Source organism: Collinsella aerofaciens ATCC 25986, from assembly GCF_964259375.1.
Classification (GTDB): domain Bacteria; phylum Actinomycetota; class Coriobacteriia; order Coriobacteriales; family Coriobacteriaceae; genus Collinsella; species Collinsella aerofaciens_BO.
Genome location: NZ_CAXVJM010000001.1, coordinates 160,046 through 179,642 on the forward strand (window position 1 = coordinate 160,046; position 19,597 = coordinate 179,642).

Below are 19,597 nucleotides of genomic sequence, written 5' to 3' on the forward strand. Positions count from 1 at the left end.
CGTGTGGGTTTGGCTAGGTTCGGGTGCTGTCCGTGCCGTGGGGTAAAATCGTTCAGTCAGAACACGAACCCGCATCGGAGCTCATCACATGGCATTCGTCCATCTGCACAATCACACTGTTTTCTCCATGCTCGACGGCGCAACCCGTATCCAGGATATGGTCAACCGCGCCGTTGAGCTGGGCATGCCCGCCGTCGCCATTACCGACCATGGCTACATGTACGGCGTGCCCGACCTGGCGCTGGCCTGCGACGCCGTCAACCACAACACGCCCGAGTACAAAACCTGGAGTCACGACAAGGCCTTCTTAGAAAAGGACCGCCGCGACGAGCTGGTGGAGCCCGATCCCGAGGAAAACCCCCGCGAGCATGCCCAGTATGTGAAGGACATGGCCATGTGGGACGAGAAGGGCAACATCGACGAGCTCAAGCCGCCCCTGGTCATCAAGCCCATCTTTGGGTGCGAGGTCTACTTTACGCCGGACGAGACGCTCGCCCGCGACCATAAGCCCGAGCTCTACCACATGATCCTTCTGGCCAAGGACCAGGAGGGCTACGTCAACCTGATGCAGACGGTCTCCGAGGCCGCCGTGCAGGGCTTTTACTACAAGCCGCGCGTGACGCTCGACAACCTGCGCCGTCATGCCAAGGGCATGATCTGCACCAGCGCCTGTATCGCGGGCATTATTCCCAAGTACATCGACCGCGGTGACATGGAAGGCGCCATTAAATGGGCCGAGACCTTCCGCGATACCTTCGACCCCGGCGACTTTTATATCGAGATTCAGGAACACGGCATTACCACCGATAACGGCCTGACCGACGAGCAGATGGACCGCACGCTCATCGATATCGCCAAGCAGGTGGGTGTCAAGGTCATCGCCACCAACGACTTCCATTACCTGCGCCGCGAGGACGCCCCCGTGCAGGACGTCATCATGTGCATCGGCATGAACGCCAAAGTCGACGACCCCAACCGCATGCGCATGACCGGCTCGGAGTTTTACATGAAGACCGAGGAGGAGATGCGGGCGATGTTCCCGTATTGCCCCGAGGCCTGCGACAACACGCTCGAGATTGCCGACAAGTGCTACGTGGAGCTCGACTGGGACTCCATCATCCTGCCGCGCTTCCCGTTGCTCGATCCCGGCGAGACGCACGAGAGCCAGTTCCGCCGCGAGTGCGAGAAGGGCCTGCGCCAGCACTACGGTGACGACTGGGCCACACGCGAGATCGGTGGCGTCAACATCAAAGAGCGCTTTGAGTACGAATACAAGGTCATTTGCGACAAGGGCTTTGCCGCCTACTTTTTGATCGTTGCCGAGTACGTGCAATGGGCCAAGGACAACGGCATCGGCGTCGGCCCCGGCCGTGGCTCGGCCGCCGGCGCTATCGTCGCCTACGCCATGAACATCACCGCGTTCGACCCGCTCGAGAACGGCCTGATGTTCGAGAGGTTCCTGTCTCCGCAGCGTACCGAGATGCCCGATATCGATATGGACTTCGACGATGAGCGGCGCCTCGAGGTCGTGGAGCACGTTCGCCAGCTCTACGGCCCCGAGAAGGTCACCCACGTCATCACCTACTCGACCATTAAGGCCAAGCAGGCCATCAACGATGCCGCGCGCGTCTTGGACTACCCGGTCTACATGGGTCAGCGTCTGTCCAAGATGGTCTCGAGCGACCCCAAGGTCAAGCTCAAGCAGGTGCTCGACAAACAACCCGGCAAAGAGGATCTGTTTAACCCCGATTTTGCCGAGGCATATAAAAAGGACGACGACGCCCGCCGCATCATCGACACGGCGCTCTCGATCGAGGGCCTCACCCGTGGCGAGGGCGTGCACGCGTGCGCCGTTCTGATCTGCCGCGACCCCGTCAACGAGCACGTGCCCACCAAGCTCGACACCAAGGGCGGCGTCGAGATTACCCAGTACGAGGGCCATACCGTTGCCGACATGGGCCTGCTCAAGATGGACTTCCTGGGCCTGCGTACGCTGACGGTTATCTCCAAGGCCAAAGCAAACATCAAGAAGAACTTCGGCATCGACATCAAAGAGGAAGAGATTCCCTTTGACGATCCCGAGATCTTTAAGCTCATGGGCTCCGGCCACACTGCCGGCGTCTTCCAGGTCGAGTCCGCCGGCATGACGGCCACGATCAAGAACATGAAGCCCACCGAGTACAAGCACGTCGTGGCATTGATCGCCCTGTACCGCCCGGGCCCGCTGGGCGCCGGCATGGTTTCGTCCTACATCAACCGTATGAACGGCAAGGAGCCGGCCGTCTCCTACGACGACCGTCTGGACGACATCCTGGGTGAAACCTACGGCACCATGGTCTACCAGGAGCAGGTTATGCTCATCTCCGTCGAGATGTGCGGCTTCTCCAAGGGCGAATCGGACTCGCGTATCCGTAAGCCCGTGGCTAAGAAGAAGATCAAGCTGCTCACGTCGACGGTGCTCCACTGGGAGGATGGCTCGGACGAGACCACCTACGACCACTGGATGAACGGCGCTATCAAGAACAACTACACGCGCGAGGTCGCCCAGAAGATTTGGGACGATGTTCTCGAGTTCGCATCTTACGCCTTCAACAAGTCGCACTCCGCCGGCTACGCCATCCTGGTTATGCAGACGGCGTGGCTCAAGGCGCACTATCCACACGAGTACATGGCGGCCGTTCTGACGTCCTATACGGGCAAGACCGACAAGATCGTGCACTACGTCTCGGCGTGCCGTCACGACGGCATCCCCGTGCTGTCGCCAGATGTCAACGAGTCCGGCACCGAGTTCACGGCTACCAAGGAGGGCGTGCGCTTTGGTCTGGCCGGTATTCGAGGCGTGGGCACCGGCGTGGCGCAGGCGATTATCGCTGAGCGCGAGGCAGGCGGTCCGTTTAAGACGCTGCACGACTTTGTTGAGCGCGTGGACTCGAGCCAGGCCAACCGCCGCGTGATCGAATCGCTGATCAAGGCAGGTGCCTTCGACTCCACGGGCTATCCGCGCCGCCAGATGATGCACTTTGTGGACAAGAACAACCCCGAGAACATCATCGATGCCGCGGTGAAGCGCCAGAAGGACCGCGCAAGCGGCCAGACCTCGTTCTTCGACATGTTTGGTGACGTTGAGGGCTCGGGCTTCGAGGTCAGCGTGCCCGATCCGGACGGCCAGGAATGGGACCGCCACCTTAAGCTGAGCCAGGAGAAGGAGGTTCTGGGCATCTATGTCTCGGACCACCCGCTGCGCCCGTTTGAGTATGCGCTCAGCAAAGCGCGCGACTTCTCGTTCTCGCAGATCGACACCGGCTACGAAGTTCAGAATTCTACGGGCGGCACCATCAACCAGGAGATTCCCGAGGGCAAGGCGCTGTGGTGGGCCGGCATGGTCTCGAGCGTGTCCAAGCGCGTGACCAAAAACGGCGACCCCATGGGCATCGTGCAGCTCGAGGACATGGAAGGCGAGGCCACCGTCGTCGTGTTCCCCAAGACCTATAAAGAGGCCGAGGGGTACCTGTACGGCGAGGTCGATCCCGAGACCGGTGCGCAGCTGTCCGACGCCTTTGTGCGCATCAAGGGCAAACTCGAGCGCTCGGACCGCGGCGACCAGATCATCGCGCAGGAGATCGTGCCGCTGGAGCTCAACGAGGAGAACAACAAGCCCAAGGTGTTTGAGGTCATGGTGCCCAACAGCCGCTTTAGCCAGGGCAATATGGCGCGCCTGGCCACGGTGCTCACCACTAACCCGGGCGGCGACCGCGTGGAGATCTTTATCGAGCAGGTGGACGGACGCGTGCTGCGCGCCGAGGTACCTGCCAAGGTCAACGCGCGCTCGATTCCGCTGCTGGCCGAGGCCAAGGCCATCGTGGGTAACCAAGGCAGAGTGACGGTTATCTAAAATGATTTTGCCTGGGTAGCTAATTTGGGACGGGGCTATTTTAGCTACCCTTTGGCTGACGGCGAATGAGTCGGGGTCGGAATGCATCTCAACCGACATATGGGGGTAGCTAAAATAGCCCCGTCCCAAATTAGCTACCCTGTGTGGATTGGAGGAAGTGATGGCGCAGGGGACGTTTGTGCAGGCGCTCCGGAAAGAGGCGGCGCTGAGCGGCACCTTTATGAAGGGCCGCTCGCTCATGCTCAACGGCGCCGTGCTGTCGATCGAGGACAGCGGCTCGCGCTTCTCCAAAAACGTGACGGTTGAGGGCTCAGTGCGCGGCTCGCGCGGTGACCTGTACAAGACGCACGTGGCGCTCGACATGGACGAGCACGAGGTGATCGACTACGACTGCGATTGCCCCGCTGCCTATCGCTACCCCGGCATGTGCAAGCACGCCATCGCCACGGCGCTGGCGTACCTGGATGCCAGCGGCATTGAGCCCGTCGAGGGGCTGCGCACGCCGGTCCGCACGTTTACGGCGGCGCCCAAGCAAGCCGCGCGTCCCTCGTCCGCCGCACCAGCGGTCAACCCTAACTTTCCCTTCCCGGCGCCCGTCCCCACGAGCCCGAGCCTCATGAAGGCGCTCTCCGATCTTTCGGACGCGCGCATGGATGAGTTGGCGGGCATGCGCCGCAAGCTCGCCGGCACTGTCGACCCCGATGCCCCCAAGGCGGTGTTGGAGCCCTCGCTGGTGCCGTACTACAATCCGCTGTTTGCCGACCGCTTTAGCTGGGCGCTCGAGCTTCGCATCCGCTGCGGCTCGGTGTCCTACGTGGTCAAGGACATCGACGGCATGGCCGCCGCTTACGTGCGCGGCGGCACGTTCTCGTACGGCAAAAAGCTTACATTCCTCCATGCGCCCGAGGCCTTCGACGAGGTTTCGGTGCGCCTACTCGACCTTGTTGTGGCAACGGTTGTGTATCTGAGCGACATCACAAGTTCGCGTTCGGCGTCGTACGATTTTGCACGCAGTGGCTTTGTCGCCGAGCGCCAGCTGCCGCTGTCCGAGCATGACATCGTATACATGCTGGACTTGCTGCGTGGCCGGACCATTTCCTTTGAGCCCGCCTGGTCGCGGGGAACGACGACGCATCGTTCCTACGAGGTTGCGGTTGAGTTATCGCCGGTGGGGGAGGACGAGGCCTCGGCAAAACAGCCGCCGCTCCTTGCCGCCAAGATCGCGCCGGCGGCCGGTGGCAGCTACGACCTGCGTCTGCCCGCCGATATGTACTGCTTTGTCTCGGGCGACGTTGCCTATCTGGTCGACACGCACCGCGCGCGCCGCGCCGATGCGGCGTTTGCCCAGCATGCCGCACCGTTTCTGTCGCGTCTGCTGCCCTGTCGCACGCCGGTCCATATCGCCGCCGAACAGGTGGGCGAATTCTGCCGCATGGCGCTGCCCGTGCTGCGCGAATACACTGACCTCACCGCTCCCGCCGTGCTCGACACCGTGGCGCCCGAGCCGAGCTTTGCCATGGCAATCGGTGTCGACGATGGGCTTGTGACCTGCAAGATTACGGTTAGCTACGGCGATTGGTCGGCAGATCTCTTTAGCCTGGGTGCCCCGGGCAGCCCCTTCGAAGAACAGCGCCCGGGCGTGCCGCCGCGCGACGAGATAGCAGAGTTTCGCGTTATGGACACGGCGGCCCTGTATTTCGACTTTTACGAGGGCGGCCTGGCGTTTGAGGAGCGCGACGACGAGAGCCTGTTCTGCCTGCTCACCGAGGGCCTGTCTGCCCTGTCCGAGCTGGGCGAGGTCATGCTCAGCGACCGCCTACGCCAGATCTCGGTCCGCCCTGCGCCCAAGCTTTCGGTGCGCGCGACCGTCAAGAGCAACCTGCTCGATGTCGAACTGGGCGCGAGCGGTCTTTCAGCGGCAGATCTTGCCATCTATCTGGACTCATACAAGCGCCATCAGACGTTTGCGCGCCTGACGTCCGGCGACATCGTGCGCCTGGACGAGGGTGCCCGTGCCGCGTTTGGCCTTGCCGAGGACCTGGGGGTCGATGCTGTCGACCTGCTCGACGGCGTGTCGCTTCCCGCGTCGAGTACCCTGTTTGTCGACAGCATGCTTGCGCGCACGCCCGAGCTCGAAGCCGATCGCGACGCTGCGTTCCGTCGCACCGTCGAGCGCTTGGATACGCTCGGCAAGATGGACTTTACGGTGCCGGTCTCGCTCAAGGCCACACTGCGCGGCTATCAGGTCGACGGCTACCAGTGGCTCGGCTCGCTCGAGCACCTGGGCCTCGGCGGTATCTTGGCCGACGATATGGGCTTGGGCAAAACACTGCAGATGATCGCGCATATCCTGGCGCGCGTGGAGGCGGGGGATGCCAAGCCCACGCTCGTGGTGTGCCCTGCGTCGCTCGTGTATAACTGGACCGCCGAGCTGGAGCGCTTTGCGCCTTCGCTCGACGTGTGCGCTATCGTGGGCGCCAAGGCGCAGCGCCGCGTGCAGATAGCCGGCGCTGCCGAGCATAACGTGGTCGTGACGTCGTATGACCTTATGCGGCGCGATATCGACGAGTATGATGAGCAGGACTTTGTCCGCGTTGTGCTCGACGAGGCCCAGTACATTAAAAACCCGCTCACGCAGGTAGCGCGCGCCGCCAAGCGCCTGCCGGCCGGTGTGCGCTTTGCCCTGACGGGCACGCCCATCGAAAACCGCTTGTCCGAGCTCTGGAGCATCTTCGACTTTTTGATGCCGGGCCTGCTTGGCTCGCGCGAGTCGTTTGCCAAGCGCTTCGAAAGCCCGGTCGAGCACGCCGAGGGTGACAGCGCCGCTCGCTTGCAAGCGCTCGTGTCGCCGTTTGTGCTGCGCCGCGTTAAGGAAGACGTGGTGGCCGACCTGCCCGAGAAGATCGAAGACACCGTCATGGCACAGCTCACCGGCGAGCAGCGCAAGCTCTACCTGGCCAACCAAGACCGTATCGCCCAGCAGGTGCAGCATCGCGAGGCATCCGAGTTTAAGAAAGACAAGCTCAAGGTGCTCGCCGAGCTCACCAAGCTGCGCCAGATCTGCTGCGACCCGCATCTACACTACGAGGACTACAAGGCAGGGAGCGCCAAGCTCGACGCTTGCATGGAGCTCGTGCACGGTGCGCTCGACGGCGGGCACCACATTCTGCTGTTCAGCCAGTTCACGGGCATGCTCGATATCATTGGCAAGCGCCTGGCCAAGGAGGACATCGGCTTTCTTAAGCTCACGGGCGCATCGTCTAAGGAGAGCCGCGCCAAGATGGTCGCGCAGTTCCAGGCGGGCGAGGTGCCGGTGTTTCTGATCTCGCTCAAGGCGGGCGGCGTGGGCCTCAACCTGACGGCGGCCGACGTGGTCATCCACTACGACCCGTGGTGGAACGTGGCCGCGCAGGACCAGGCGACCGACCGCGCGCACCGTATTGGCCAGCAACATACCGTGACCGTGTACAAGCTCATCGCCAAGGACACGATCGAGGAGCGCATCATGCAGATGCAGGAGTCCAAACGCGACCTGGTCAACAGTGTGCTCGGCGGCGACGGCATCTCCTCGGCGCTGTTTACCCGCGAGGATGTTCTGGCACTGCTCGGCGGCGACGGGCGCTAACCCGCTCGGGTGGGGCCGCCAGGGCGGATAGCGCACGTTGCCCCATCGTCCCCGCTCGTTATGTGTTCATTTGCGATGCCGTGGATGGTTCGCTTGCCTTTGGGCATAAGAAGCATCGAGAACATCGGCACATCAGCAAAGGAGAACATCATGGCGAAATTCTTTAAGGACCCCGACGGCAAGCTCATTGCCGCCCTTGGCAACGACGTTGCAACCCCTGCCGGCTGCACGGAGCTGACCGCGAACACCGAGGACGCGGCGCACGAGAAGCACGTGCCCGTCGTCGAGAGCGAGCGCGACGGTCACGTGATCCGTGCGCGCGTGGGCTCGGTCGAGCATCCTATGGTGCCCGAGCACTACATCGAGTGGATTGCCCTTGAGGCCGAGGGCCGTCTGGAGGTCCATTACCTTGAGCCCGGCATGAAGCCCGCGACGTTTTTTGCCGGTGGCTCCAAGACCGGTACCGTCTATGCCTATTGCAACCTGCACGGGCTGTGGTCCGCGACGTTCTAGGAGCGCGCCCCCGCTCGGGGTATCATAGCTAGCATATGCACATGCAAGCGCCGACTGCATCTTGCGGCCGGCGCTTTTACTGCGATAGCGACGGTTTACGACGGAAAGGGCTGAGCCATGAAGCTCGCACTTGCACAGATCGATATGCGCCTGGGTGATATTGAGGGTATCTGCGGTCGCATCGAGGACCAGGCGCGCCTGGCCCACGAGCGCGGTGCGCGCGTGCTGTGCGTGCCGGCTCCGCTTTTTATGGGAGCCCTGCCCGGCGGCCTGGTGGGCGCTGCCGACTTTGAGCACGACATGCTGACGGGTCTGACCGGCGTCGCCGAGCGTATCCAAGAGCTCGATATGATCTGCATCGTGCCCGCGGCGGTTTCGTTTGAGGGCCAGCCACTGCTCGACTATATGATGCTCAAGGACGGTCGCGTGGTACCCGCGCGTGCGAGCATTGCCCTGCAGCGTGGCGAGAACAACGACGCGCGTTGGGCGCCGCCGGTGTTCGACGTGGACGGCGTGCGCATCGCGGTTATCTTCGACCTGGACCGCGAGCTCGAGATGCTGCCGACCGGCGTCGACCTCATTGCCTATTTCCAGTTCAACGCATTCGATATGACCGACCGCGAGACCGCCGCGATCGCCGCCGTGCGCAGCGGAGCCTACCGCAAGATCGCATCTAAGCGCAGCGTGTGGTTTGCCTGCATGGCGCCGGTCGGTGCGTACGACGAGTCGGTGTATACCGGCGGCTCGTTTGTGCTCGACGACTGCGGCCGCGTGGTGGCCCAAGCGCCGTGTTTTGAGGAGAGCCTGCTGGTTCAGGAGATCAAGCGCGGCGTGATGCTCGATGCCTTGGAGGACCACGAGCTGCCCGAGTTTCGCTCCGAGGAATGGCTGTGGCAGGCGCTGGTGCTCGCCGTTCGCGATAACGCCCGCGCCCGCGGTACGTCGCGCGCCGTGGTGGCGCTCGAGGGCGACTTGCCGTCGTCCCTGCTGGCGGCGCTGGCCGTCGACGCTCTGGGCCCGCGCAATGTGGTCGGCCTGGTGCTGGGGCGCAACCGTATCTTTACGCCGGCGCAGGAAGATGCCGAGGCTGCCCGCTGTGCCGCCGTCCGCGCCATTGCCGAGCGCCTGCATATTCGCACGGTTGAGCGCGATGCACCGGATGCCGCGCGTGTGCTCGACCGCGATGTGTCGGCGGGCGACGCCGAGCGCCTGCGCTCTCGCACGCTGGGCCTCATGCTGGAGGACACGGCGCTCGAGCTGGGCGCGATGGCTCTGAGCCCGCTTTCCAAGACCGAGTACGCGTTGGCGGCACCGGCGCTTTGCGGTGGCTACCAGGGCGATTATGCGCCCTTTGGTGATGTGTATCTGTCGACCCTCGAGTTTGTGGCGCGCGTGCGCAACCGCACGTCTGCCGTGGTGCCGCAGGAGCTCGTGACGCTCAACGCGGTGGAGGATTGCATGGAGCGCGTACTGGCGCAAGCGCTCTCGACGCTTGACGGTCCGGTCGACATGCTCGATCGCGCGGCGCAGCTGCTCGGCGGGCTTGAGCCGGGCGAGGTCGATGGCACGCTCGAGGCGCACGTGGACCGCAGCCGACCCTTCGACGACATCCCGATGGCCGCCGGCAAGCCCGAGGCTTGCTCGCTGCTGCTGATGCTCGTGCGTCAGGGTGAGGCCGCCCGCCGCCAGCTGCCGACGGCGCCGATCGTCTCGGCCCGTTCGTTTGTCGAGCGCGCCTGGCCGTACATGCTCGCGTGGTCCGACCTGGGGCTGAGCGGTAAAGAGCGCATGACGGTCGATTCGCTGGCGCGCGCCGAGGTGCGCCGCTTTGCCGACGACGATACGAGCGACCGTATGCGTGGCGAGATGATGGGCATTTTGGGCGAGCTGCTGGGTATTTCGCCCGAGCAGATGGAGGAGCTGCGCTCTGAGGACGGCCAACGCCGCCTGCACGAGGGCATGAAGAAGTTTGAGGGCGAGGTCCAGGACGCCATCGATAAGATGATGGGCGGCCAGGGTGGCCCGCAGGGCGGGCCCCAGGGCACGCCGATGCCGCAACCGCCGGTTGATCCCCGACAGTTCCCGTTCTTCTCTCAAAACTAAACTGGGGACGGGATTCGCTCCCAACCCCGATACTTCAACTAAGCATCTTGGCCCCGTTGTGTTATTCTAGAACAGACGTTCGTGAATGATGCGCGGGGCCTTGTCTTGCGCTGTGCTTGTGGCGAGGGGAGGTCGGCTTGGTTATCTTGGGCATTGACCCCGGTTTGGCTCATACGGGTTGGGGGATTATCGAGGAGCGGCGTGGCGAGGTTCGCTGCCGTGCCTACGGCTGCATCGAGACCAGTGCCGGAAGTCCGCTCGCGGTGCGCCTGTCGCATATCGCCCATGACCTTAAGGATGTCGTCGAGCGTTATCGACCCGACACGGCTGCTGTCGAGAGCATTTACTTTGGCGCCAACGTTCGCTCGGCCATCCCCACGGCGCATGCCCGCGGTGCTGCACTCGTAGCGCTTTCGGAATGCGCGCTCGAGATTGGCGAGTACACGCCCATGCAGATCAAACAGGCTGTGGTGGGCACCGGCGCCGCGGACAAGCGGCAGGTCGCCTACATGGTACGCACGCTAACACAGCTCGACCACGACCCGCATCCCGACCATGCCGCCGATGCCCTGGCCTGCGCCATCTGCCACGTTAACCTCAGCCGCACCCGGGCGCTTACCGGCGGCGAGTTCTATCAACAGAGAGGAACCGGATACTGATGATCTCCCAGCTCCATGGAACGCTTGTCGAGGCCACGATGAGCTCGGCCGTCGTCGATGTATCGGGCGTGGGCTTTGAGCTCGGTATTTCGGGCAGCACTGCCGCCACGCTGCCTACGCCCGGCGGCGAGGTTCGCCTGTATACCCGTATGCAGGTGCGCGAGGACGCCATGACACTTTTTGGCTTTGCCTCCAAGGACGAGCGCACGATGTTTGACCGGCTCGTGTCCGTGTCGGGTGTTGGCCCGCGCCTGGCGCTTGCCGTGCTTTCCACCTATACCGTGGGACAGCTGTATTCCCTGGTGATGGCCGAGGACGACAAGGGCATGGCCAAGGTGCCCGGTGTGGGCAAAAAGACCGCGCAGCGCCTCATCTTGGAGCTCAAGAGTACCTTTGCCAAGGACAAGGGCTTTGTGCCGGTCGACGTGATTCCCGGCCAGGTTGCGATGCCGGTTCCCGCCGCCGCTCCCTCGGCAATCGATGACGCCCGTGCGGCGCTCCTCTCCATGGGCTTTAGCCCGCAGGAGACCGAGGTTGCCCTGAGCGGGTATGATGGGCAGGATATGCGTGTCGAGGATTTGCTCGGCGCGGCGCTTAAGCGACTCGGAATGGATGCGTGATGTGGGAAGCCGATGACTCTCAGGACCTGTGGGCGACGCCCGGCAACTCGCCGGCGGCATCCATGGCGCACGGTGAGCGCATGGTGGGCTCGGAGCTGACGCCCGAAGACCTCGATGTCGACCGTACCCTGCGTCCCCAGCGCCTGGACGACTACTGCGGTCAGGAGCATATCAAGCAGAGCCTTCGCGTGCTGATCGAGGCGGCGCAGAGCCGTGGCGAGACGCTCGATCACGTGATCTTCTCGGGCCCTCCGGGTCTGGGCAAGACCACGCTGGCTACCGTTATCGCCAACGAGCTGGGCGCTCAGATCAAGACGACGAGCGGCCCGGCCATCGCGCGCACCGGCGACCTGGCGGCTATCCTTACCAACTTGCAGCCGGGTGATGTGCTGTTTATCGACGAGATTCACCGCCTTAATCGCTCGGTCGAGGAAGTCCTGTATCCCGCTATGGAGGACTTTGCGCTCGATATCGTGATCGGCAAAGGCCCCGCCGCTCGCTCGATTCGCCTGGATATCCCCAAGTTTACGCTGGTGGCGGCAACGACCCGCTCGGGTATGCTGACCGGCCCGCTACGCGACCGCTTTGGCATTTCGTATCGCCTGGACTACTACACGGTCGAGGAGCTTGCCCAGATCGTGACGCGCTCGGCAACCATCCTGGGCGTGACGATCGACCATCCGAGCGCGCTCGAGATCGGCTCGCGCTCGCGCGGCACGCCGCGCTTGGCCAACCGTCTGCTCAAGCGCGTGCGCGACTACGCGCAGGTGCGCGGCAACGGTCCCATCGAGCTCGATATCTGCCGCCAGGCGCTCGAGTTTTTCGAGATCGACGAGCTTGGCTTGGACTGGATGGATATTCGCATCTTGGAGACACTTGCCAAGACGTTCTCCGGCCGTGCCGTTGGCTTGACCACGCTTGCCAGTGCGGTGGGCGAGGACCCGGGTACGCTCGAGGATGTCTACGAGCCCTATCTGCTGCAGTGCGGATTGATGATTCGCACACCGCAGGGTCGCCAGGCAACGCTTCGCACATTCGAGCATTTGGGAATTGAGCCGACCGTTTAGAACGGGTTTGTAGGCTATCGCTGGGCATCGGGTAAACATATCGCCGTTCGTCGGTTACGGGCGTTTTACTATTGCGCGCGCGTGCTATGCTGGATTGGTCTTTTTCTCATCCGGTAACGAAAGGACCGCCCATGCCTACTGACATCGAAATCGCACGTTCTGTTACGCCGCTGCCTATTACCGAGGTGGCCAAGAACGCCGGCGTCGACGTTAAGCATCTGATTCCGTACGGCTTCGACAAGGCAAAGGTCGACTATTCCCTGCTCAACGAGCCAACTGATCACCAGGCCAAGCTTGTCCTCGTGACCGCTATCAATCCCACGCCCGCAGGCGAGGGCAAGACCACCACGACCATCGGCCTGGCCGACGGCCTGCGTCGTCGCGGCGTCAAGAGTGCCGTGGCCCTGCGCGAGCCTTCGCTCGGTCCCGTGTTTGGCGTGAAGGGCGGTGCCGCCGGTGGCGGTTGGGCCCAGGTCATCCCCATGGAGGACATCAACCTGCACTTTACCGGTGACTTCCATGCCATCGGTGCCGCCAACAACCTGCTGGCAGCCATGCTCGACAACCATATTCAGCAGGGCAACCAGCTCGGCATCGACGTTAAGCGCATCACCTGGAAGCGCGTTGTCGACATGAACGACCGTCAGCTGCGCCATGTTATTGACGGCATTGGCGGCAAGGCCCAAGGCGTGCCGCGCGAGGATGGCTTCGACATCACTGTTGCCTCCGAGGTCATGGCGATCCTGTGCCTGTCCACGAGCATCAATGACCTCAAGGAGCGCTTGGGCGAGATCGTTGTCGGCTATAGCTATGCCGGCGAGCCCGTCCGCGCCCGCGACCTTAAGGCTCAGGGCGCCATGGCGGCCCTGCTCAAGGACGCGCTCAAACCCAACCTGGTTCAGACACTCGAGGGCACCCCTGCGTTTGTCCACGGCGGTCCCTTCGCCAATATTGCCCACGGCTGCAACTCCATCATGGCCACCCGCATGGCCATGCGCTTTGGCGACGTTGCGATTACCGAGGCCGGTTTCGGCGCCGACCTGGGTGCCGAGAAATTCCTGGACATCAAGTGCCGCATGACGGGCGTTCGCCCCAGCGCTGTCGTGGTCGTCGCCACTGCCCGCGCGCTTAAGTACAACGGCGGTGTTGCCAAGGCCGACCTCAACGAGGAGAACCTCGAGGCCCTCAAGGCCGGCATGCCCAACCTGCTGCGCCACGTCGACAACATTCAGAATGTCTACGGTCTGCCCTGCGTGGTCGCCATCAACCGCTTCCCGACGGACACCGAGGCCGAACTCGAGCTCATCGAGTCCGAGTGCCAGAAGCTCGGTGTCAACGTTAAGCTGTCCGAGGTTTGGGCCAAGGGCGGCGAGGGCGCGCTCGACCTGGCCGATGAGGTCATGCGCCTGATTGAGCAGCCGAGTGAGCTCAAGTTTGCCTACGAGGACGGTGCCGATGTGGCCGACGCCCTCGAGGCCGTTGCCACCAAGGTTTACCGCGCCGACGGCGTCGACTTTACGCCGGCTGCCAAGCGCCAGCTCGCCGAGCTGCGCGAGAACGGCTTTGGCAACCTGCCGGTGTGCGTGGCCAAGACGCAGTACAGCTTTAGCGACAACGCCAAGGCGCTGGGCGCTCCCGAGGGCTTCCGCATCACCGTGCGCGAGCTCAAGGTTTCCGCCGGTGCCCACTTTGTGGTCGCGCTGACTGGCAGCGTTCTGACCATGCCTGGCCTGCCCAAGGTTCCCGCGGCCGAGAACATCGACGTCGACAACGACGGCAACATCACCGGCCTGTTCTAAGCCCGCTGCTCATAGCCGCTTGCCCACCCCGCCGCGCCTACCAAGGCCCGGCGGGGCTTTTTGATCCCAAGGGGACGGAGGAAAACGGATCATTTTGCGGCTGTTGGGTCAATGAGGCTATCCGTATAGGGTCGTTGCGGCAATGTTGCGCAACAAGAATCACGATTTCTCCCGTACGGTGTAGTTGGAAGAACTGCGCGGGCGCATTGCGGCTGCGACGAGAGACGGGAGATGCGATGTATTGCACCAAGTGCGGAGCTCAAATACCCGATGGCTCCACGTTTTGCACGAGCTGCGGAGCACGCGTGGACGGAGTTGAGGACCAGGCGGAGCCTGTGGCATTTCCGGTAGGGGATGCGCCGGCGACCGCTCCTGCGGGGCAGCACGCCCCTCAGGGTGCCTCGACTCATATGGAGGCGCAGTCTCGTTATGAGGAACCTATGGCCGAGCCGGTCGAGCCCTCTCAGCCGTTTGTTCCGACGCCGCAGCCCAAGAAGCCCAAGCACAGGGGCCGTATCGTCGCTGCCGTTTTCGGCGGTGTTGCCGTTGTCGCCATTGTCGCCGCTATCGTGATCGTGCCGCGCATCGGCTCGTCGTCCGAGGTGACTTCGGGCGGCAAGGGCTACGTTGTCTGCGCGTGCGAGACTAAAGTGCTACCCAAGAACAGCAAGGGTAAAAAGCTCAAGAGCTATACCGTCGAGCTGGCGCCCGCGAATGGCAAGGGCAAGAGCTACACCATTAAGGTCGATGGCGAGGACGGCTTTGCCATGGAAGACTTTGGCGAGCTGCCCGACCAGAAGTACCAGATGACCATCACCTCGGGCAAGGGCAAAAAGAAGAGCACGACCACCATGAAGGTCGACTATACCAAGGAAGGTTCCGACGCCCCCAAGAACGTCGAGCTCACGCAGTCCAAGAAGGAGGCCAAGGCCTCTGCCAAAGCAGCGGTCAAGACGGCAAACGAGCTGTTCACCGACAAGATCCTCGAGTACCAAAAGAAGTACGGCGAGGGCGAGGCCGTCGCGATTGATGAATACACATATGGAGCCCAGGGAGTTGCCTACGCCAAGCTTATAGACTTTGATGGCGATGGTCAGGATGAGCTCTTGATTGAGTATTCTGACGAGCCGCTCGAAAACAGCAATGGCGCCACCGCCGCTAAGGCCGAGGTTTGGGCATACCGCGACGGCAAAATTGAGAAAGTATATGAGCCCGATATCTGGGTTGACGTTATGTGCGTTGGCGTTTCGCTCCGTGTATACGATTACGATGGCACCTATGGGTTCAGGCGATATTTGCATGACGGGGAGAAGATCAACGTCAAAGAGGTTCCAGTCGGGATGGACGAATCTCGTGATGGCTATGAGTGCGAATTCGATGCCTACGATGGTAAGGCGTTCAGCGCCGTTGCCGGTCCGGTGCCGATAAGCGATTCGAAGATTGCCGGCACCAATGAAGTGTCCGAGCTGAGCGCCGTGCTTACCAGCACCGAAGAGAGCGTAGCCGGCACCATCGCAACGGTGGCCACGACGCTGGAGCAGCTGAAGTCGAAGGACGCCGGCGACGATACGCAGGTGAGCTACGAGGCCGTCTCTGCCACGCAGGATGTCGACTTTACGGCCGCGGTTGGCGAAGGCCCGCTGGACCCGTCCCCCGATGACACGTGCCAGATCACGGCTACGTGGACCTATCCCCAGGTGAAGGGGCAGGGCGTGGGCGTCGCCAAGTTTAACAAGGATATGGTCCAGCTCGTCGCGGATACGCTCGACGCGAGCAAACAGGCCTCGATGGACGACGAGGACAGTCGCGTGACCATGATGTATACCGCCGAGATCGTCTCGATTGACGGCGATATTGCCTGCGTGCGAACCTACACCGATAGCTATCAACCTCCGTATCGATCGGAGCGAGTGACAAGGTCGGCGTACTACAACCTCAAGACGGGTGAGCAGGTTTCGCTCGAGGATTCGCTTGCGCAGCACGGGCTTTCGTTTGACACGCTCAAGAGTGAGGCAAAGCAGGCAATTAGGACGGCAAAGCCGGATATAGACTCCGTGTCTGAGGACAACATCGACGATGACGATAACTACACCGAGGATCATTTCTACTACGACGGCAAGGGCTATATCGTTGTCCTCGATACTGGCGAGTTTGACTGCATGGCATGGGATACCCACGACTTGGTTGCGCACGCCTTCGACTCGAGCTATTCCAGCGGCCAGGACGTAACGCCCGAGCGGGCTAGGGCCACGTACGTACCCAACGAGTAGAGTAAAGCCGCAAGAAGCGAATTACAAAGTCCCCCGGTGAAGCAAAACGCAGCGCCACCGGGGGCTTTTTGATCCCAATTGGCTCCGAAATAAGCTATCTGGGCCAGCCGCGCCACGAAAAGCGCCCATCTACTACGTTTGCCAGGGTTGGACCGACCATGGAGCGTTTTTTAACAATGCGGCAAGACGTTTACCTGCGGTTTTGTTAACACAAATATGGCTATGGTTGGCACCCTTGGGTTAAACGTAGTAGATGGGCGCATTTTTTGGCGCACAGCCCAAGAAGAGATCATTAGCCGCGCTGGAGGCCGAAGAGTTTGGCGTTGCGCTCGGCGACCATCATGTTGATATCGGCGATTTCCATCTCGCCGTCAATGTAGGGCTGGTAGGTGCCGTACGGGTCGCCGGCTCCCAAGCTGCAGCTTCCGCAGTTATCGCAGCTGCCGTTGCCGCAGCCCGCGAGTGCCAGCTTAATGATCTCCTCGCGCTCGGCGCGCGTTGTGTCTTTGATGAGCTTGCTTTTTGCCATGACGTATCCTCGATTCGCTTATGACCGTCGGCCGCGCATGTCTTGTAGATACCGGCGGGCTTTGCCCATCATAGGCTTTTGCGCGGGTAGAATGCATGGATAACTTGATGCTTACGGGCGACGGAAAGGAATCGTTGCATGGACCAGGACAAGACGACCGTAATGGGTGGCTACGACTCCCCGCGGACGGGCAATGGCGCCGATGAGACCCGCGTCGTGCCGAATCCCGGCTACGCTGCTCCCGATACGACGCAGGCGTCGGCCGATCCCACGCGCGTTGTGAATTACGGAAACGCAGCGCAGGACCCGTATGGCGCCTCGTCGCAGAGCCCCTACGGCAACGCGGCGGCAGACCCTTATGATGACCTGCTGCAAAATCCCATTCCGCAACCTCAGCAGACGACATATATGCCGCGCACGGCACAACCGCGCTACGAGTCGCGCGACCGATATGCGCGCGAGCCGTATCGTGAGTATCCCAAGTCCATCCCCCAGTATGGCGAGGACGAGGAGAAGAAGCCTTCGCGTTCGTCGGGCGTAATCAAGAAGATCCTCATCGTGCTGGCGGTCTTCTTTGCCCTGTCGGTTGTGTTCGCCATCGTGTCGGGCATGCTCAACAAGCGGAGCGCCACGACTGATACCACAGCCGAGCAGACCGAGACTACCCAGTCCGGCACTGTCGACCTGAGCGATATCCCGGGTCAGTACTGGTCCAACGCCAAGAAGCTCCTCAAGTCGCGCGGGGCCGATCTTTCGAACGCCGTGATTCTGACCGAGGATGGCTCGACGCCCGTTGTCGATGCCAATTGGGTCGTAACGTCTGCCTACTATAACGACAACGGTAACCTGGAGGTTCAGCTTACGCGCAAGGACAGTTCGTCGGGCAATGTGTCCGGCGATCAGAGCGGTACGGACAGTTCGAGCTCTAATACGCTGGAAGACCTGAGCAACAAGGCCCAGGAGCTGGGAGACAAGGCCCAAGAGCTGGGCGATACGGCCCAAAACCTCGGCGACACCGCGCAGAACCTGGGCGACATGGCGACGGATGCCTGGAACGCGCTGCAAAACGGCATTTCGGGCGCACAGGGGAACTAGCGGCTGAGCTGCTAGAGCCTTAGCGGTGCAAACAAAAACGGGACGCAGTGTCGCGTGACCGGGCGCATGTGCGCGCTGGTCGGCGGTCCTGCGTCCCGTTTTGCCGTCGATTACAGTTGCTCGGCCGGGCGCTCGGGCGAGCTAAAACCCGAGTCAAACGTGACGACGCACGAGGCGTCGGGCCGGCGCTCGTGCACGATGCGCGTGACGAGTTCCAGCAGCTCCTCGTCGGATATGTCAAAACCGTCGGGGCGCACCAGGTCAAACGAGACGAAGCCGTCGTGCTCGTGCAGGTCGTGGATGGAAAGTGCGGGGTCGATCTGCATGATGCCGCGCTTGACCCAGCCGCGCAGGTCGTCGCCGGTTGTCGCGATGGGGTCGCAGTGCAGCGTAATATCGATGCCCATTTGATGCTTGATATCGTGCTCGATGGTGTCCAGAATCTCGTGGTGCTCAAACGCATCGCTCTCGCCGGGCATCTCCACGTGTGCGCTGGCAAACTGGCGACCGGGGCCGTAGTCGTGCACCATGAGGTCGTGGGTGCCTAGCACTTGCGGATAGGACATGATTTTGTCGCGAATCTCCTGCACCAGCTTGGGGTCGGGAGCCTGTCCCAGCAGCGGGCTGATGGCATCGCGCACCAGGCCCATGCCACTGACGCAGATAAAAATGCCCACGCCCAGGCCGGCCCAGCCGTCGAGGTCGAAGCCGGTTGTCTGTGAGATGAGCGCCGCCGCCAAGACCGAGCCCGAGGTGATGACATCGTTTTTGGAATCCTGCGCCGTGGCGATGAGCGTCTCGGAATCAATACGGTCGCCCAGCGCGCGGTTGAACGCGGCCATCCAGAACTTGACGAGCATGGACGCGACCAGCGCCGCAACGGAAATGAACGTGTAGGCGGTGGGAGAGGGCTTGATGATTTTGGTGATGGATTCGAGCACCAGGTTGATGCCGACGGCGCAAACGAGGACGGCGACAAACAGGCCGGCGAGGTATTCGTAGCGACCATGGCCATAAGGGTGACCTTCATCGGCCGGGCGACTGGCAAGCCGGAACCCGAGCAGGCTCACGATGTTGCTCGAGGCATCGGAGAGGTTGTTGAAGGCGTCGGCGACAAGCGACACGGAACCGGCGAGCAAGCCCGCGATGCCCTTGGCCAGGCACAGGGTGATGTTGAGGCCGATGCAGATGAGGCTTGCGGCAAAACCAGCATTGGTGCGGCAGGAGGTATCGACCGGCTCGCTTTCGCTGCCGGGAACAAGCGTATGTACCAGCTGATTTACAAATAGCATAACGGTCTTCCTCACAATCATGGTTAAGGGGATAGTGTAGCTCGAGCGGTCGCATTGCGTGCCAATGTTCAGAAAATGCAGTAATGGTCTACCTGCGCTAACGAGTGACGTGGGGCGGGCTGCCGGCGGATTT

Annotated in this window: 12 protein-coding genes; 10 read left to right on the forward strand and 2 right to left on the reverse strand. The window is 62.2% G+C overall.

The window, feature by feature from the left end; translation table 11 throughout:
* Nucleotides 1-88 precede the first annotated feature (88 nt).
* The 9 genes from dnaE (at nt 89) to ACEXKH_RS00770 (ending at nt 16,548) form a co-directional block, all read left to right on the forward strand.
* Nucleotides 89-3,892, forward strand: coding sequence for a DNA polymerase III subunit alpha (gene dnaE / locus ACEXKH_RS00730; protein WP_373572703.1), 3,804 nt, complete (start codon nt 89-91; stop codon nt 3,890-3,892).
* Nucleotides 3,893-4,052: 160 nt separating this feature from the next.
* Nucleotides 4,053-7,517 carry a DEAD/DEAH box helicase gene (locus ACEXKH_RS00735; protein WP_373572704.1) on the forward strand — a complete coding sequence of 1,155 codons (3,465 nt, stop codon included), beginning with the start codon at nt 4,053-4,055 and terminating at the stop codon, nt 7,515-7,517.
* A gap of 150 nt (nt 7,518-7,667) precedes the next feature.
* Entirely contained in the window at nt 7,668-8,030 is a 363-nt protein-coding gene (locus ACEXKH_RS00740) for a desulfoferrodoxin family protein (protein WP_117786690.1), read from the forward strand.
* A 117-nt stretch (nt 8,031-8,147) separates the two neighbouring features.
* Entirely contained in the window at nt 8,148-10,133 is a 1,986-nt protein-coding gene (locus ACEXKH_RS00745; RefSeq protein ID WP_373572705.1) for a hypothetical protein, read from the forward strand.
* Between the two features lie 137 nt (nt 10,134-10,270).
* Nucleotides 10,271-10,792 carry a crossover junction endodeoxyribonuclease RuvC gene (gene ruvC, locus ACEXKH_RS00750; RefSeq protein WP_022095142.1) on the forward strand — a complete coding sequence of 174 codons (522 nt, stop codon included), beginning with the start codon at nt 10,271-10,273 and terminating at the stop codon, nt 10,790-10,792.
* Nucleotides 10,792-11,412 (forward strand): Holliday junction branch migration protein RuvA, encoded by a 621-nt coding sequence (gene ruvA, locus ACEXKH_RS00755; protein WP_118079535.1) that lies wholly within the window; start codon nt 10,792-10,794, stop codon nt 11,410-11,412. The genes ruvC and ruvA overlap by 1 nt, the downstream gene beginning before the upstream one ends.
* The gene (gene ruvB, locus ACEXKH_RS00760) at nt 11,412-12,479 is read left to right on the forward strand and encodes a Holliday junction branch migration DNA helicase RuvB (protein ID WP_117735946.1); all 1,068 of its coding nucleotides are present in this window, start codon (nt 11,412-11,414) and stop codon (nt 12,477-12,479) included. The genes ruvA and ruvB overlap by 1 nt, the downstream gene beginning before the upstream one ends.
* A 131-nt stretch (nt 12,480-12,610) precedes the next feature.
* A complete protein-coding gene (locus tag ACEXKH_RS00765; RefSeq protein WP_373572706.1) occupies nt 12,611-14,278 on the forward strand; it encodes a formate--tetrahydrofolate ligase in 1,668 nt (555 codons plus the stop codon).
* A 236-nt stretch (nt 14,279-14,514) separates the two neighbouring features.
* On the forward strand, nt 14,515-16,548 hold the full coding sequence (locus ACEXKH_RS00770) for a zinc ribbon domain-containing protein (RefSeq protein ID WP_373572707.1): 2,034 nt from the start codon (nt 14,515-14,517) through the stop codon (nt 16,546-16,548).
* 292 nt (nt 16,549-16,840) lie between these two features.
* Here the strand turns inward: ACEXKH_RS00770 and ACEXKH_RS00775 are convergent, their stop codons facing one another.
* Nucleotides 16,841-17,077, reverse strand: a complete 237-nt coding sequence (locus tag ACEXKH_RS00775; RefSeq protein ID WP_035137347.1) for a hypothetical protein — start codon at nt 17,075-17,077, stop codon at nt 16,841-16,843.
* Nucleotides 17,078-17,215: 138 nt separating this feature from the next.
* Here ACEXKH_RS00775 and ACEXKH_RS00780 point away from each other — a divergent pair, with 138 nt between their 5' ends.
* Nucleotides 17,216-18,172 carry a hypothetical protein gene (locus ACEXKH_RS00780; RefSeq protein ID WP_373572708.1) on the forward strand — a complete coding sequence of 319 codons (957 nt, stop codon included), beginning with the start codon at nt 17,216-17,218 and terminating at the stop codon, nt 18,170-18,172.
* Between the two features lie 110 nt (nt 18,173-18,282).
* Here the strand turns inward: ACEXKH_RS00780 and ACEXKH_RS00785 are convergent, their stop codons facing one another.
* Complete coding sequence (locus ACEXKH_RS00785) at nt 18,283-19,464, reverse strand: cation diffusion facilitator family transporter (protein ID WP_217750896.1); 1,182 nt, start codon at nt 19,462-19,464, stop codon at nt 18,283-18,285.
* Nucleotides 19,465-19,597: the final 133 nt, after the last annotated feature.

Coding starts and splice junctions, on each gene's coding strand:
- ruvA (WP_118079535.1), top strand. CDS start 10,792: ATGATCTCCCAGCTCCATGGAACGCTTGTCGAGGCCACGATGAGCTCG.
- ACEXKH_RS00780 (WP_373572708.1), top strand. CDS start 17,216: ATGGACCAGGACAAGACGACCGTAATGGGTGGCTACGACTCCCCGCGG.
- ACEXKH_RS00775 (WP_035137347.1), bottom strand. CDS start 17,077: ATGGCAAAAAGCAAGCTCATCAAAGACACAACGCGCGCCGAGCGCGAG.
- ACEXKH_RS00785 (WP_217750896.1), bottom strand. CDS start 19,464: ATGCTATTTGTAAATCAGCTGGTACATACGCTTGTTCCCGGCAGCGAA.
- ACEXKH_RS00765 (WP_373572706.1), top strand. CDS start 12,611: ATGCCTACTGACATCGAAATCGCACGTTCTGTTACGCCGCTGCCTATT.
- ACEXKH_RS00740 (WP_117786690.1), top strand. CDS start 7,668: ATGGCGAAATTCTTTAAGGACCCCGACGGCAAGCTCATTGCCGCCCTT.
- ACEXKH_RS00770 (WP_373572707.1), top strand. CDS start 14,515: ATGTATTGCACCAAGTGCGGAGCTCAAATACCCGATGGCTCCACGTTT.
- ACEXKH_RS00745 (WP_373572705.1), top strand. CDS start 8,148: ATGAAGCTCGCACTTGCACAGATCGATATGCGCCTGGGTGATATTGAG.
- ruvB (WP_117735946.1), top strand. CDS start 11,412: ATGTGGGAAGCCGATGACTCTCAGGACCTGTGGGCGACGCCCGGCAAC.
- ACEXKH_RS00735 (WP_373572704.1), top strand. CDS start 4,053: ATGGCGCAGGGGACGTTTGTGCAGGCGCTCCGGAAAGAGGCGGCGCTG.
- dnaE (WP_373572703.1), top strand. CDS start 89: ATGGCATTCGTCCATCTGCACAATCACACTGTTTTCTCCATGCTCGAC.